The sequence below is a fragment of the Micromonospora sp. NPDC000668 genome (assembly GCF_042897975.1).
GTDB lineage: Bacteria > Actinomycetota > Actinomycetes > Mycobacteriales > Micromonosporaceae > Micromonospora.
This window is the reverse complement of record NZ_JBIAYP010000003.1, coordinates 333,486-348,059: the sequence shown is the minus strand read 5'-3', so window position 1 is coordinate 348,059 and position 14,574 is coordinate 333,486. Positions and strand designations below refer to the sequence as shown.

The following is a 14,574-nucleotide window of genomic DNA, read 5'->3' as shown; positions in this document are numbered from 1 at the left end:
GAGGGGGCAGTCGTGAGGGACGCGCAGAGCTTCGACGACTTCTACCGCAGCACCGCCCGGCGGATGTTGCGGTACGGCTACGCGGTCACCGGCGACCACACCGAGGCACAGGATCTCGTGCAGGAGGCGTTCGCCCGGGCCTGGCGGCACTGGGGGCGGCTGGTGGCGCATCCGGCGCCCGAGGCGTGGCTGCGGCTGGTGGTGGCCCGGCTGGCGACCGATCGCTGGCGCCACCTGCACCGCTGGCGGGCGGTGCTGAGCCGTACCGGCCCCCCGCCGGCAGCCCCGCCACCGAGTGAGGACGGGGTGCTGCTGGTCCACGCGCTCCGCCAACTGCCGGCCGCCCAGCGGCAGGCGCTGGCCTTGCACTACCTCTTCGACATGTCCGTGGAGGAGATTGCCCGGGAGACCGAGGCCCCGGTCGGCACCGTGAAGTCCTGGCTGTCCCGGGGCCGGTGCCGGCTGGCCGCGCTGCTGCCCGACCTCTCCGCAGTGGAGCTGGAGGCGAACGATGTCAGCTGAACTCTCCGACCTGTACCGGTCGCTCACCGCTGTGGCCGACGGCCAGGAGCTGATCCACCCGGAGCTGGTCCGGCGGCGCGCCGACCGGCGGGCCCGGGTCCGGATGGCCGGCACCGCGCTCGCGGTGGCTCTGCTGCTCGGCGGGGTGGCCGCCGGGGGACGGGTGGCATTTCCGGCGGACGGCCCCGCGCCGCTGCCGCCGCCCGCCGACACCCCCGGCCCGCTGCCGAGCGGCCCGGCTCCCCGCCCGTCCCCGTCCGCGCCGCCGTCCCGGTCCCCGATGCCGCCGTCCCCGACGCCGCCTCGCAGCACGCCGAGCGCCACGCCGTCGGCCCCGACAACCGGTACGGCGACGCCCCCGCAGCCCACCTCGATCCCGGACCGTGCCTTCTTCGTCCTGGCGGCAGCGAACCAGACGGGCCTGGAGTCGCAGGTGGACGGGCCAGCGCTGCCGGTGCTCTGCACGGCCCGCTATCCCAGCGACTCCGCCGTGGTGCAGCGCCGCGGTCGGTACCTGGCCTACAAGCGGCCGGAAACCCCGCCGGGGTACGTGCCAGCGGGCAGTTACCGGCACACCATCACCATCTACCGGGCGGGCCGCGCCGACGATGCGCTGCGGGAGCTGCGGCAGGCCGTCCGCGAATGCCCCGAGCAGAGGTTGCCCGACGACACCAGGACCTGGCGGCAGCGGCTGCTGGACGCGGGGAGGTACGGGGACGAGTCGGTGCTGTTCGAGATGCGGGCGCCGTACCCGGAGGGCAGAGGCGACCCGGGCGAGGACGAGGTCCGGTTGGTTCGGGCGGTCCGGATCGACAACGTGGTGACGGTGCTCTGGGAACAGGGCTGGGAGGACACGGCGGCCGAGCGTGCCCAGGTCGATGCCGACAGCAGGCGGGCGGTGGCGGCGATCGAGAACTGGCTCGACTGACGGAAGCCCAGGTCAACGCGGTGGGCGGCGGCGGTATCGGGGTCGCTTTGCGGTGCCCCGGGTCGGTGCGCTACGGTTATCGAACCGACGCGGGGTGGAGCAGCTCGGTAGCTCGCTGGGCTCATAACCCAGAGGTCGCAGGTTCAAATCCTGTCCCCGCTACCACGACGAACGGCCCTCGAGGATCTGATCCTCGGGGGCCGTTTCGCATCTCCCAGCCGGCTCGACCGGCCGTCGCCAACCGGCCGTCGACCCGCCTGGTGTGGCCGCTCCGCCGGCCTCCGGGGCGGATGCCGGCCCCGCTGATCATCGCCAGAACGGATGGGTTAAGGTTAACCAGTCGACGCGGGGTGGAGCAGCTCGGTAGCTCGCTGGGCTCATAACCCAGAGGTCGCAGGTTCAAATCCTGTCCCCGCTACCACGACGAACGGCCCTCGAGGATCAAGTCCTCGGGGGCCGTTCCGCATGTTCGGCCCAGTCCGGTCCGCGCGGTCTCCGTCCCGCGATTCGGCGTGGACCAACATGCCGAGGTTGCGTCCTTCGGCGAGGATGGGCGCATGTCTTCATTCAGCAAGTGGTGGGGCCGGCTCAGCGCGGTCCTCGGTGCGGTCGTGCTGGCGGTCTTCGTGCCCGTCGCGGCCTGGGCGTCCACGGGTACCGGCGAGCTGGTGGTCGAGGCCGCCCGGCGGCGGTCCCGCGGCGGCGGCTTCGGTTTCCTCGGCCTGCTCTGCTGCCTGGTGGTGGTGGCGATCGTCGTGTTCCTGCTGCTGCGGCTGACGCGCAGCCGTCGGGGTGGGCCGCCGCGCTGACCCGGTCGTTCGCGCCGTGCCCGACCGTCGGGGGGTTACCGGCTATCGGCGGCGGGCCACCGGCCAGCGGTCACGCCGCCAGGGCGGCGTTGGCCTGGGCGACGAGACGGGAGGTGGCCGCGCGGGTGCCGGCCCGTCCGGCGCGAATGCTCTCCGCGGCGGCGACCAGCAGGGTACGCACCGTGGCGTGCCCCTTCGGCGGTGGCGCCGGCGCCGGCCCGAGTTGGTCGGCGATGCTGGCACCGAACGCGGCGGCGCGCTGCTGGGCCGGGTCGGTGATGCTGCCCTCGGTGTACCGGCGGACGGCGAGACTGGCGTTGAGGCCACGTTCGTGGCCGAGGACGGTGCCGGCCTCGCCGTTCGTGGTCAGGAAGTCGATCACGTCGATGACGGTGTCCGGGTGACGGGTGCCGCGGAACCCGGCCCAGTACATCGAGGCCCGCGCCCACTGTGCACCAGGCGGCCCCGGGACGCCGATCACCCCAAGCTCGGCTTCGGTGAGCCGCTGCAGCTCCGGTAGCTGGTGGGACCAGGCGAAGGACGCGGCGGTCAACCCGGTGACCACCAGTTGCCGGGCCGGCTCCCCGCTGTCGGCCTGCTCGACCAGCGCCGCGCCCGGCGTGGCCCGCCCGGCGCGAGCTCGCTGCCACAGCTCGAACCAGGCGATCAGCTCGTCCGCGCCGAAGCCGAGCTGGCGCCCCCGGTAGAACTCGCCACCCTGAGAGCGCAGCCAGAGCCAGAGTGCCCGGTAGTCGCCGGACGGGTCCGCGGTGCCGGCCACCCGGCCGTCGCTGGCGTCGGTGACCTGCTCCGCCCAGGAGATGTAGTCAGCCCAGGACATCCCGGCGCGCGGCTCCGGCACCCGGAGCTCCCGGAGCAGGTCCCGGTTGAACACCACCGCCGCGAGGGTCTGCCCACCGGCGACGGCCATCGTCCGCCCCTCCACGGCGCCGTAGCGGATCAGGCCCTCCGGCAGGCCCCGCAGGTCCAACCGGTGGTCGGCCACCCGCTCACTCAGGTCGAGGACGATCTGGCGTTGGGCGTACTCGGTCAGCATGGCGTCGTCGAGCTGGATCAGGTCCGGCACGTTGCCGCCGGCGGCCTGGGTGGCCAGCCGGTCGTAGTAGCCGTCGGCGCCCTGCCAGGTGACCCGGAAGGTGACCCGGGGGTTGCGTTCCGAGTAGAGCCGCAGCACCTTCTCGGTGAGCTCGGCCCGCTTCGTCCCTCCCCACCAGAAGACCGACAGCTCGACCGGCCCCTCCTCGGTCGAGGTCGCGGTGCCGTCGCTGCATCCGGCGAGGCCGCCGGAGGCCAGCAGGGGGGCACCGAGCAGCGCAGTGAGCACTCGGCGCCGGCCCGGGTCGGCGCCGAAGCGGTCGATCGGGGGTCGAACAAAGGGCACGGGGTCTCCTGGCACCTGCGGGCGGCGGTCGGACCATTCACGCAGGAGGCGCGGGGAGGTGTCAACGTCCGTCCGGTCACCCCTGCGATCGGCCCCGGCTCGGGTGGCCGGAACGGGGCCCCCGGTGCCACGTGGTGTACTAGGGCGCGTGGAACTTCTGCACTCGGGCAAGGTCCGGGACGTCTACGCCGACGGTGACGACCTGATCCTGGTCGCCTCGGACCGCATCTCGATCTACGACGTGGCGCTGCCGACGCCGATCCCGGACAAGGGCCGCCTGCTCACCGCGCTCTCGCTGTGGTGGTTCGAGCAGCTCGCCGACCTGGTGCCGAACCACGTCATCTCGGCCACCGACGTGCCGGCGGAGTTCGCCGGGCGGGCGATCCGCTGCCAGCGGCTGGACATGGTCCCGGTCGAGTGCGTCGCCCGGGGTTACCTCACCGGCGGCGGCCTGCGGGAGTACGAGCGCACCGGCGCCGTCTCCGGCGTACCGCTGCCCCGAGGGCTCGGTGAGGCGTCGATCCTGCCCGAGCCGATCTTCACGCCGTCCAGCAAGGCGCCGGTGGGCGAGCACGACGAGCCGATCACGTTCGCCGACGTGGTGGACAAGGTGGGCCAGGCCACCGCCGAGCGGCTGCGGCAGATCACCATCGACATCTACCGGCGCGGCGCCGAGCTGGCCGCCGACCGGGGCATCCTGGTCGCCGACACCAAGATCGAGCTGGGCTGGGCGCCGGACGGCACCCTGGTCCTCGCCGACGAGCTGCTCACCTCCGACTCGTCGCGGTTCTGGCCGGCCGAGTCGTACCAGCCGGGGCGGGTGCAGTTCTCCTACGACAAGCAGTACGTGCGGGACTGGGCCACCGGCAGCGGCTGGGACAAGCAGGGCCCGGCGCCGGACATGCCGGCCGAGGTGGTCGAGGCGACCCGGGCCCGCTACATCGACGTCTACGAGAAGCTCACCGGCAACCGTTGGGAGTGATCGCCGGGACCGGCGGTCACTCCACCCAGTCGAGGGTGCGCTGTACGGCCTTGCGCCAGTTGCGCAGCTCCCGGTCGCGCAGCTCCGGGGCCATGGCCGGCTCCCACTGCGCGTCGGAGCGCCACTGCGCGCGCAGCGTGGCCAGGTCCGGCCAGAAGCCGACCGCCAGGCCGGCCGCGTACGCGGCGCCCAGGCAGGTGGTCTCGGTGATCCGGGAACGGACCACCGGCACGTCGAGCACGTCGGCGAGAAACTGCATGAGCAGCCCGTTGGCGGTCATGCCGCCGTCCACCCGGAGTCGGCGCAGCGCCACGTCGGAGTCGGCGTTCATCGCGTCGACGACCTCGCGGGTCTGCCAGGCCGACGCCTCCAGCACCGCCCGGGCCAGGTGCCCCTTGGTGATGTAGCCCGTCAGGCCGGCGATCACGCCGCGCGCGTCGCTGCGCCAGTGCGGGGCGAAGAGCCCGGAGAACGCCGGCACCACGTAGCAGCCGCCGTTGTCGTCCACGGTGCCGGCCAGCTCTTCCACCTCCGCGGCCGTGGAGATCAACCCGAGGTTGTCGCGCAGCCACTGCACCAGCGACCCGGTGACCGCGATCGCGCCCTCCAGGGCGTACGCCGCCGGTTGGCCGTGGATCCGGTAGGCGACCGTGGTGAGCAGGCCGTGCGTCGAGGGGACCGGGCTGGCGCCGGTGTTGAGCAGCAGGAAGCTGCCGGTGCCGTAGGTGCACTTCGCCTCGCCCGGCTGGAAGCAGGTCTGCCCGAACAGGGCGGCCTGCTGGTCGCCGAGCGCGCTGGCCACCGGCACCCCGGCCAGCACTCCGGTGGCCGTGCCGTAGACCTCGGCGGAGCAGCGGATCTCGGGCAGCATCGCCGCCGGTACGCCCATGGCGTCCAGCAGTTCCGGGTCCCAGTCCAGGGTGGCGAGGTCCATCAGCATGGTCCGGCTGGCGTTGGTCACGTCGGTGACGTGCTCGCCGGTCAGCTTCCAGATCAGCCAACTGTCGATGGTGCCGAAGAGCACCTCGCCGCGCTCGGCGCGCTCGCGGAGGCCGTCCACCTCGTCCAGCAGCCAGCGCAGCTTCGGCCCGGCGAAGTAGGTGGCCAGCGGCAGGCCGGTGCGGGCCCGGAACCGTTCCTCGCCGTACGCCGCCGCCAGCTCGCGCAGCAGCGGTCCCGTCCGGGTGTCCTGCCAGACCACGGCGTTGGCCACCGGGCGGCCGGTGGCCCGGTCCCAGACCACGGTGGTCTCCCGCTGGTTGGTGATGCCGACCGCGGCCAGCCCCGCCGCGTCGGTGCCAGCGGCCTCCAGCGCCTCCCGGACGACCTGCTGGACGTTGTCCCAGATCTCCTCGGCGTCGTGCTCCACCCAACCGGGTTGGGGGAAGATCTGCCGATGCTCGCGCTGGGCCGCGGCGACGATCTCCCCGGCCCGGTCGAAGACGATGCACCGCGAGGAGGTGGTGCCCTGGTCGATGGCGGCGACGTACTGGGGGGTCACCGCAGCACCGTACCCGGACCTGCGGCGCCGGTCGACCGGTGTCACGGCCGGGTTGCCGCCCGCCGCCGTCCGCCACCAAACGCTTCGCCTACGATGTGCGAACGTGCGCGACATCGCCGTTTTCAGTGGAACCGCCCATCCCGACCTCGCCGCCGAGATCTGCGCCCACCTGGGGGTGCCGCTGCATCCGGTGCGGGTCTCCCGGTTCGCCAACGACTGCCTGGAAGTCCAGTTGCAGGCCAACTGTCGGGAGCGGGACGTCTTCCTGATCCAGCCGTTGGTGCCGCCGGTGCAGGAGCACCTGGTCGAGCTGCTGCTGATGATCGACGCGGCCCGGGGCGCGTCCGCCGGCCGGATCACGGTGGTGCTGCCGCACTACGCGTACGCCCGCTCGGACAAGAAGGACGCGCCGCGGATCTCGATCGGCGCCCGGCTGGTCGCCGACCTGCTCACCTCGGCCGGGGCGGACCGGGTGCTCGCGCTGACCCTGCACTCGCCGCAGGTGCACGGCTTCTTCAGCGTCCCCGTGGACCACCTGCACGCGTTGCGCGAGCTGGCCACCCACTTCCGGCAATACGACCTCAGCAACACCGTGGTGGTCTCGCCCGACCTGGGCAACGCCAAGGAGGCGGCCGCGTTCGCGCGGCTGCTCGGCACGCCGGTCGCGGCCGGGGCGAAGCAGCGGTTCAACGACGACCTGGTCAAGATCAGCGCCGTGATCGGTGAGGTGACCGACAAGGACGTCATCGTGCTGGACGACGAGATCGCCAAGGGCAGCACGGTCGTCGAGCTGATGGAGCACCTGCGTGGCCTGAAGGTCCGCTCGATCCGGCTGGCCTGCACGCACGGCCTCTTCTCCGGCGACGCGCTGCAGCGGCTCGGCGACCAGGAGGGCGTACTGGAGATCGTCTGTACCAACACGGTCCCCATCCCGACCGCCAAGCGGGTCCCCAAACTACAGGTCCTCTCGGTGGCACCGGCCCTGGCCGAAGCCATGCGGCGGATCCACAACGGGGAGTCCGTCTCCGCCCTCTTCGCCTGACCCGCCACCCGTGGGCGTGGGGTCAGCGTGCGGTGTTGTGGTTGTTGCTGGTGAGGGCCGTGGTGATGCGGACGGTGGTGCCGGCGGTGCCGGTGGCGACCTCCATGGCGTCGGTCAGCTCGCGGGCCAGCCAGAGGCCCCAGCCGCCGGCGGTGTCCGGGGCCGGCCGGCGCCGGTCGCCCAGCCGCTGCGCGCTGATCCCACGCCCGTGGTCGGCGACCTCGCAGACCAGCATCCCCGGCTCCAGCCAGAGCCGCAGCCATCCCCGCCCGCCGCCGTGCCGCACCGCGTTGGTGATCAGCTCGTTGATCGCCAGCACGAAGTCGTCCAGCCGCTGCCCGGTCAGCCCAGAGGCATGCGCGCAGGAGGTGACCGAGTGTCGAATCTCGGTCACCTGGGCCTGGTCGAAGGCCTCGGCGATCAGGAGGGCAGGTTCGATGGGCACAACCGTACGCGGTGCGTGCGGATCTGCGTTCGTCATGGCCCCGTCCCGACGGCCGATCGCGGAGTATTTCGCGGCATTTCCACCGTACGTCAGGGTTCCTCGGACCGCACTTCGCGCTCCCCGCCCGGCGGGCCCGGTTGTGGCATCCTGACCGCCATGTCGTCACCGCCGGGTGGTTTCGAGGTGCCGCTCTGGCGGGCGCTCACCGTGTTCCGGCTGGCGTCCCTCGCGTACGTCTGCGCGCTCGCGGTGCGCGACGCCGACCGGTACGCCCATCCGTTCCTCGTCGGCGCCCTCGTCCTGGTGATGATGGCCTGGACCGCGGCGACCGCGATCGGGTACGCCCGGCCGGCCTGGCGGCGCTGGCCGCTGCTGCTGGCCGACCTCGGGGTGGTGATGGCCCTCGTGCTGGCCACTCCGTGGGTGGTCGGCCGCGCGGCGCTCGCCGCTGGCGTGCCCACGCTGGGGGTGGCCTGGATGGCCGGCCCGGTGCTGGCCTGGGCCGTCTCTGGCGGCCGGCGGCGGGGCACGGTGGCCGCGCTGCTGGTCGCCGGCGCGGACCTGGCGACCCGGGAGCGGATCGGCCAGTCCTCGTTCACCGGGGTCATCCTGTTGCTGCTCGCCGGAGTGGTGGTCGGGCACGTGGCCCGGCTCGCGGTGACCGCCGAGGAGCGGCTGCAACGCGCGGTGGAGTTGGAGGCGGCCACCCGGGAGCGGGAGCGGCTGGCCCGGGGCATCCACGACTCGGTCCTGCAGGTGCTGGCGCTCGTGCAGCGGCGCGGCGCGCACCTGGCCGGCGAGGCCGGCGAACTGGCCCGGCTGGCCGGCGAGCAGGAGGCCGCGTTGCGCGCGCTGATCGCCGGCGCCGCTCCGGTCGGTGACGCGGTCCCGCCGGGTGACGCCGGCCGGGGCGGCACGGACGTGGCCGATGCCGGCGCGGTGGACCTGCGGACCCTGCTCGGCCGGTACGCCTCACCGGCGGTGTCGCTCTCCGCGCCGGCCACCCCGGTGCCGCTGCCCCGGCGTACGGCCGGGGAACTGGCCGCCGCGACCGGCGCGGCCCTGGACAACGTGGGACGGCACGCTGGCGGGCGGGCCTGGGTGCTGATCGAGGACGAGGGGGAGACGGTGACCGTGTCGATCCGTGACGAGGGGCCGGGCATCCCGGACGGCCGGCTGGCCGAGGCGGCCGCCCAGGGGCGGCTCGGCGTGACCCAGTCGATCCGGGGCCGGGTGGCGGACCTGGGCGGGACGGTCCGGATCGTGTCGACCCCCGAGGTCGGCACCGAGATCGAGCTGACCGTGCCGAGGGCGGACCGGTGACCCCGGTACGGGTGATGGTGGTCGACGACCATCCGATGTGGCGGGAGGGGGTGGCCCGCGATCTGACCGAGGCCGGTTTCCTGGTGGTGGCCACCAGCGGCGAGGGACGGCAGGCGATCCGGGTGGCCGCCGCCGCCCGACCCGACGTGGTCGTCCTCGACCTGCAACTACCGGACATCTCCGGGGTCGAGGTGGTCCATGGGCTGCGCGCGGCGCTGCCCGACGTGCGGGTGCTGATGCTCAGCGCCAGCGGCGAGCAGCAGAGCGTGCTGGACGCGGTCAAGGCGGGGGCCACCGGGTACCTGGTGAAGTCGACGGCGCCGGCCGAGTTCCTCGACGCGGTACGCCGCACGGCGGACGGCGCGCCGGTCTTCACCCCCGGCCTGGCCGGGCTGGTCCTCGGCGAGTACCGCCGGCTCGCCGCCGGCACCGGGTCGGGGTCGGGGTCCGGCCCGGCCGACGGCTCGGAGCCCGGGGCGCCCCGGCTCACCGATCGGGAAACGGAGGTGCTGCGCCTGGTGGCCAAGGGGCTGTCGTACAAGCAGATCGCGCAGCGGCTCGGGCTGTCGCACCGCACGGTGCAGAACCACGTGCAGAACACGCTGGGCAAGCTGCAACTGCACAACCGGGTCGAGCTGACCCGGTACGCGATCGAGCGCGGTCTCGACGACTGACTCGGCGGCCGGCCGGCGGGTCAGACCGAGCGCGGTGGCTCCGTCTCGTGGATGGCCAACTCCTCGGCGGTCGCCCCGCCCCCGGCTGAACCGGCGTCGTACGCGACGGAGTCGGTCTCCTGGTCGGTGTGCGCTCCCTCGTCCGGTTCCACCAGCCGGCCCACGGTGGCGTCGGCCACCGTGCCGAGCTGGCCGTGGTCGTAGAGGGAGACCGGGGACTTCGGGTCCGAGGTGGGCCCCGGGTCCATCACGTCGGCGTCCAGTTGGGCCTCCGCTGCCGCGGCCTCGTTGTCCGCCTCGAAGGCGATCTTCGGGTCGACCGGGCCGGCCAGCGGGTCGTCGACCGGGCGTTCGAAGGTCTCCCGCTGGAGCTTGTAGTCCAACGACTCACCGTCGAGCTGCTCCTCGGCGGTGGTCCCGAACCGGTCCACCGCCACGGGCGTCCGGTCGCCGGGCAGCTGGGCCGGATCCGGGCCGTCCGCCTCGCGCCCGGTGAGCACGTCGTCGTTGGCGGTCGAGTCGTCGTCGGCGGTGTCGGGCAGCCCCTGCGCCTCGGTGTCGGACACGGGGGTCGGGAACTCGTTGTCGCGCATGTCTGATCACTACCCGCTGCCCTCCCGGCATAACCGGGGCACTGCCGGCCGTGCGGTGTCGAGTTGGACAACAGGGCCGCAACGGCCCGTCAGCCGAGGGCGCTCGCCTCGTCTGCGGGGTGCAGCACGCACCAGACGACCTTGCCGTCCGGTACCACGCTGCTGCCCCACCGCCGTGCCATCGTGCTGATCAGCAGCAGGCCCCGCCCTCCGGCGTGGGTCGGCGGCACCAGCCCGGCGAACGCCGGCCGCCGCGGGGAGTGGTCGCGAACCGCCAGGTGCAGGGTGCTGTCCTGCGGAGCCAGCCGGACGGTCATCGGGGTCCGGGCGTGCGCGACCACGTTGTTGACCATCTCGGTGACCGCGATGCACGCGGGCTCGGCCAGCGCCGGCATGTCCCAGCGCCGGCAACCGGTGGTCACCAGCTCGCGGGCCTGCCCGGCCGCTCCGACCGTCGGGGCCAGCTCGGCGGTGAGCACCGCCGCCAGCGGCGCTGCGGCGATCGCGGCCAGCGCGCCGGCCAGGGTGGGCCAGGCCGGCACGCCGCCCAGCGACGTGTCCGCGCGACTGGGCCCGGGGACCGCCGGGTCACAGAGAAGCAGGTCAGCAGCGGGCCAGTCGGCGACCTCCCGGCGGACCTCGGCGAAGACGCCCCGCCCGACCGGGTCGTCGACCCGCAGCCCGGTCACGTCGGCCACCACCGGGCCGGGCCGGTCGCAGAGTCGGGCGAGCAGCGCGTCGCGGACCGTGCCGGCGCAGGGGGCGTCGAGCACACCGGTCACCCGGACCACCGCGGACGACTCGTCGATCTCCACCAGACAATGCGCGCCGGCCGACATGATCGCCCGATCGTGCTCGCTGGTGACGGACGTCACTGTTCCTTCCTTCGCTCGCGACTGCGGGGCTCGCAGCACCGGCTCACTTCTCGCGCTGGCGTCCGGTCGCTCGATGCTCGGCATCACTGGTCCTGCCGGGTCCGACGGCTCATCGCCGCCATCGTGCCGACCGCGGTGCCGGCGGCGGCGAGGCCGAACGCGGCGGTCATCCGCACCAACTGCCGCCGTCGGCCGTGCCAACCGCCGTCCCGGTGGCCCTCCGCGTCGGCGTGGAACACGTTGCCGCTGCTGTCGACTCGGGCGCCCGGGCCGAACTGGGTGCGGTGGGTGTACCAGCCGAGGATGCGCTCCACCAGTGCGGGCGCCAGCCGCCACTGCAGGCCGAGGAGCCGGGCTGCGCCGCCGGCGTACGCCTCGCGGCGGGGCCGACGCAGCAGCCGGACGATGGTCTCGGCGACCACCTCCGGCGGGTAGACCGGCGGCGGTGGTACCAGCTCGCGTCCGCTGTGGTTGGCCGCGTGCCGAAAGAACGGGGTGTCGATGGTGGCCGGCAGCACGGTGCAGATGGAGATCTGCCCCCGACCGGTGACCCGCAGCTCCTGCCGGACGGTGTCGGCGAGCCCGCGGATGCCGTGCTTGGTGGCGTTGTACGCCGACTGGTACGGCATCGCCACCTCGGCAAGCATCGAGGCGTTGTTGACCAGCACCCCGCCGCCGGCCGCGCCGAGGTGCGGCAGCGCGGCCTTGAAGCTGTGCACCGCGCCGAGCAGGTTCACCTCCACCACCCGGCGGAACTCGGCGACCGGGATCTCGTCGAAAAGCCCCACCGCTCCCACGGCGGCGTTGTTCACCCAGGCGTCGATGCGCCCGAACTCGGCCGCCGCCCGGTCGGCCAGCCGCTGCACCGACTCCAGGTCGGTCACATCGGTCGGCACGACCAGCGCCCGACCGCCCAACTCCCGGCAGCGCTGCGCGACCTGCCGCAGCGCCGGCTCGCTTCGGGCGGCCAGCACGACGGCGGCGCCCCGGCGAGCCAGCGCGTACGCGGTGGCCGTGCCGATCCCGCTGGAGGCGCCGGTGATCACCACGGTCGAATCGTCGAGGCTGCGGGTCAGCGGCATTCCTGAGCGGTACCCCCGACCAGGCCGGGTCATACCAAAGGTCCCTCGCCGATCCTCGTGGAACAGCCTCGTCGGGGGCTGCGCAGGGCGGTTTCGTGGTTGTCGTGGCGCAAGTGTCGGTGGCACCTGCGGGGACTGTTCCCGATCTGCCAGGTTTCGGCTCCCGACCTCTGGGTTAATGGGACGCTCTGACCGGGAGGACCACCGCCGAGGAAAGATCGCAGGGAGGTGACCCATGCGCGTCGGCCTCGTCTGCGCGCACACCAGCTCGTACCGGCACGCCGACGGCCCGCCGGTCGGCACCCAACAGCACATCGCGCGGGTCGCCGCCGAGCTGGCCGGCCGAGGCCACGACGTCCGGATCTACGAGCGCCGGGACGACCCCGGGCTACCGGAGACCGTTGACGTCGATGGCTACCAGGTGCGACGGGTGTCGGCTGGGCCGCCCACCCCGCTGCCCACCGCCGAGCTGATCCCGCACGTGACCGGCTTCGGCCGCTGGCTGGCCGACGAGTGGGCCGGCGCCTGGCAGCCCGAGGTGGTGCACGGGCACTACTGGATCGGCGGCCTGGCCGCCGCGCACGCCGTCCGGGAGACCGACATCCCGGTGGTGCAGACCTTCCACTCGCTCGGCGTCGAGCAACTGCGCCACCTGGGCGGTCGGTACGACGGGCCGGGGGAGCGGATCCCACTGGAACGCGCGCTGACCCGCGCCGTGGACATCGCGGTGGCCCAGAGCAACGACGAGGTGGACGAACTGACCCGGATGGGCCTGCAGCGCAGCTCGGTGGCGATGGTGCCCGCCGGGGTGGACATCGAGCAGTTCCACCCCGATGGTGAGGCGGCGCCGCGCGAGCAGCGGGCCCGGATCCTCTCCGTGGGCGGGCTCTCCCCGGGCCACGGCCAGGAGGACCTGATCCGGGCGATGCGGCTGGTCGGTGACGCTGAGCTGGTGATCGCCGGTGGGCCGCCGGCTGACCAGTTGGCCAACCACACGGAGGCACGCCGGCTGCGCGAGCTGGCCGAGCAGGCCGGGTTGGCCGACCAGGTACGGCTGGTCGGGGCGGTGCCGCACGACCAGATGGCGACCTGGTACCGGTCGGCGGACGTGGTGGCCTGCACGCCGCACTACTCCTCCGCCGGGCGGGTCTCGCTGGAGGCGATGGCCTGCGGGGTGCCGGTGGTCGGCTACGCGATGGGCGGCCTGGCGGACGCCGTCGTCGACGAGGTCACCGGCCGGCTGGTGCCCCCCGGCGACGTACGGACCCTCGGGGTCTCCCTGCGCCGGCTGCTCACCGACAACGCCGGGCGGTTCGCCTACGGCCACGCCGCGGTGGACCGGGTCCGGAGCAGCTACACCTGGGAACGGACCGCCGGTGCGCTGGAGCGCCTCTACGAGCGGGTGGTGAGCCGCCGCAAACCGGTCGAAGCCTGAGTCTGAGTCGGGATCCGCCCACGCCACGCCAGTCGTGGCGTGGGCGCCTGCTCAGCCGGGTCGGCCGGCGCCGACCATGGTCCGGCCGGGGCGTTGCGCCCTCGCGGAGTGCTGCTGCGGCTCGGCGTACCGGGTCAGCCCGATCACCGCGGCCAGGGTGACCAGGAAACCGACCGCGGCCAGCCACTCCCGCCCCGGCCAGATCTTGTCGTTGAGCAACAGCAGGCCAACGATCGCCGCCGGCACCGCTCCGGCGGCGTCCATCGCGGCGACCGCGGCGGTCGTCGAGCCGCGCTGCATGGCCAGGCCGAGCAGCAGTTGGCCGACGATCGAGTGGACGATCAGCAGGTAGAACAGCGGGTTGGCGAGGAACGCCTCGGCCGACGGTGCGGAGGCCAGTGGCCGGGCAGCCACCGCGGCCGAGGAGAACGCCAGCCCGGCCAGCGAGCCGAGAGCCACCGACCCGGGCGCTCCGTGCAGCCGGACGGCGAAGACACCGAGCACCGCGATCACGCCGAGCGCCACCAGCAGGGCGACCGAGCCGGCGGTGCCGAGCTGCCGGGACGGCGCCGGTCGCGCGGACAGCACCAGCGCGCTGATCCCGGCGAAGAGCAGGCCCAGCAGCACCACCTCGGCCACCGGCAGCCGCCACTTCAGCACCAGCACGCCGAGGATGGCGGTCACTCCGAGCCCGGCGGCCACGCTGGCCTGGACCAGGAACAGCGGCAGGTCCCGCCGGGCCAGGAAGGCGAGCACGAAACCGCCGATCTGGCAGCCCAACCCGACCAGGTACGTCCGGTGCCCGGCCAGCCGCAGCAGCAGCCCCGGATCGAAGGTGTGGTGCACGGTTGTGCGGGCCGCGGCCACCGACTGGAGCAGGTTGGCGAAGCCGTACGCGACAATCATCGCCGCGAGAAAGCACCAGCCGGAGGAGACCACCTGGCGAGGATAGAGGTTGCCC

The 14,574-nt window shown here is 73.5% G+C and carries 14 protein-coding genes, 2 tRNA genes and 1 pseudogene; 10 read left to right on the top strand and 7 right to left on the bottom strand.

Annotated elements, in window-relative coordinates; translation table 11 throughout:
- Window positions 1–12: 12 nt before the first annotated feature.
- The 5 genes from ACFY29_RS17820 (at window position 13) to ACFY29_RS17800 (ending at window position 2,259) form a co-directional block, all read left to right on the top strand.
- Complete coding sequence (locus tag ACFY29_RS17820) at window positions 13–522, top strand: SigE family RNA polymerase sigma factor (RefSeq protein ID WP_386987404.1); 510 nt, start codon at window positions 13–15, stop codon at window positions 520–522.
- On the top strand, window positions 512–1,450 hold the full coding sequence (locus ACFY29_RS17815) for a hypothetical protein (protein WP_386987401.1): 939 nt from the start codon (window positions 512–514) through the stop codon (window positions 1,448–1,450). The genes ACFY29_RS17820 and ACFY29_RS17815 overlap by 11 nt, the downstream gene beginning before the upstream one ends.
- Before the next feature lie 88 nt (window positions 1,451–1,538).
- A tRNA-Met gene (locus tag ACFY29_RS17810) sits at window positions 1,539–1,615 on the top strand.
- Between the two features lie 179 nt (window positions 1,616–1,794).
- Window positions 1,795–1,871 (top strand) — tRNA-Met (locus ACFY29_RS17805).
- A 136-nt stretch (window positions 1,872–2,007) separates the two neighbouring features.
- On the top strand, window positions 2,008–2,259 hold the full coding sequence (locus tag ACFY29_RS17800; RefSeq protein ID WP_328420078.1) for a hypothetical protein: 252 nt from the start codon (window positions 2,008–2,010) through the stop codon (window positions 2,257–2,259).
- A 70-nt stretch (window positions 2,260–2,329) separates the two neighbouring features.
- On the opposite strand, the gene ACFY29_RS17795 is transcribed toward ACFY29_RS17800, so the two are convergent.
- Window positions 2,330–3,661, bottom strand: a complete 1,332-nt coding sequence (locus ACFY29_RS17795; protein ID WP_386987397.1) for an ABC transporter substrate-binding protein — start codon at window positions 3,659–3,661, stop codon at window positions 2,330–2,332.
- Between the two features lie 148 nt (window positions 3,662–3,809).
- On the opposite strand from ACFY29_RS17795, the gene ACFY29_RS17790 reads away from it, so the two are divergent.
- Complete coding sequence (locus ACFY29_RS17790; RefSeq protein WP_328420076.1) at window positions 3,810–4,643, top strand: phosphoribosylaminoimidazolesuccinocarboxamide synthase; 834 nt, start codon at window positions 3,810–3,812, stop codon at window positions 4,641–4,643.
- Between the two features lie 16 nt (window positions 4,644–4,659).
- On the opposite strand, the gene glpK is transcribed toward ACFY29_RS17790, so the two are convergent.
- On the bottom strand, window positions 4,660–6,144 hold the full coding sequence (gene glpK / locus ACFY29_RS17785; protein WP_386987394.1) for a glycerol kinase GlpK: 1,485 nt from the start codon (window positions 6,142–6,144) through the stop codon (window positions 4,660–4,662).
- Window positions 6,145–6,247: 103 nt separating this feature from the next.
- On the opposite strand from glpK, the gene ACFY29_RS17780 reads away from it, so the two are divergent.
- Window positions 6,248–7,186 carry a ribose-phosphate pyrophosphokinase gene (locus ACFY29_RS17780; RefSeq protein WP_328420072.1) on the top strand — a complete coding sequence of 313 codons (939 nt, stop codon included), beginning with the start codon at window positions 6,248–6,250 and terminating at the stop codon, window positions 7,184–7,186.
- A gap of 22 nt (window positions 7,187–7,208) precedes the next feature.
- Here ACFY29_RS17780 and ACFY29_RS17775 read toward each other — a convergent pair whose 3' ends face one another.
- Entirely contained in the window at window positions 7,209–7,667 is a 459-nt protein-coding gene (locus tag ACFY29_RS17775) for an ATP-binding protein (protein WP_328420070.1), read from the bottom strand.
- A 120-nt stretch (window positions 7,668–7,787) separates the two neighbouring features.
- Here ACFY29_RS17775 and macS point away from each other — a divergent pair, with 120 nt between their 5' ends.
- Both macS and ACFY29_RS17765 read left to right on the top strand, forming a co-directional pair.
- On the top strand, window positions 7,788–8,954 hold the full coding sequence (macS, locus tag ACFY29_RS17770) for a MacS family sensor histidine kinase (protein ID WP_386987388.1): 1,167 nt from the start codon (window positions 7,788–7,790) through the stop codon (window positions 8,952–8,954).
- 14 nt (window positions 8,955–8,968) lie between these two features.
- Window positions 8,969–9,628 carry a response regulator gene (locus ACFY29_RS17765; RefSeq protein ID WP_386988483.1) on the top strand — a complete coding sequence of 220 codons (660 nt, stop codon included), beginning with the start codon at window positions 8,969–8,971 and terminating at the stop codon, window positions 9,626–9,628.
- Between the two features lie 20 nt (window positions 9,629–9,648).
- On the opposite strand, the gene ACFY29_RS17760 is transcribed toward ACFY29_RS17765, so the two are convergent.
- The 3 genes from ACFY29_RS17760 to ACFY29_RS17750 form a co-directional block, all read right to left on the bottom strand.
- On the bottom strand, window positions 9,649–10,221 hold the full coding sequence (locus tag ACFY29_RS17760; RefSeq protein WP_386987384.1) for a DUF5709 domain-containing protein: 573 nt from the start codon (window positions 10,219–10,221) through the stop codon (window positions 9,649–9,651).
- 89 nt (window positions 10,222–10,310) lie between these two features.
- Window positions 10,311–11,096, bottom strand: coding sequence for an ATP-binding protein (locus tag ACFY29_RS17755; RefSeq protein WP_386987381.1), 786 nt, complete (start codon window positions 11,094–11,096; stop codon window positions 10,311–10,313).
- 83 nt (window positions 11,097–11,179) lie between these two features.
- Window positions 11,180–12,178, bottom strand: a complete 999-nt coding sequence (locus ACFY29_RS17750; RefSeq protein ID WP_355613654.1) for an SDR family oxidoreductase — start codon at window positions 12,176–12,178, stop codon at window positions 11,180–11,182.
- Between the two features lie 235 nt (window positions 12,179–12,413).
- On the opposite strand from ACFY29_RS17750, the gene ACFY29_RS17745 reads away from it, so the two are divergent.
- Window positions 12,414–13,613: a glycosyltransferase gene (locus ACFY29_RS17745; protein ID WP_386987377.1), complete on the top strand. Its 1,200-nt coding sequence runs from the start codon at window positions 12,414–12,416 to the stop codon at window positions 13,611–13,613.
- Here the strand turns inward: ACFY29_RS17745 and ACFY29_RS17740 are convergent.
- A pseudogene (locus tag ACFY29_RS17740) lies at window positions 13,571–14,519 on the bottom strand (hypothetical protein). The gene ACFY29_RS17745 and the pseudogene ACFY29_RS17740 sit on opposite strands and share 43 nt — an antisense overlap.
- Window positions 14,520–14,574: the final 55 nt, after the last annotated feature.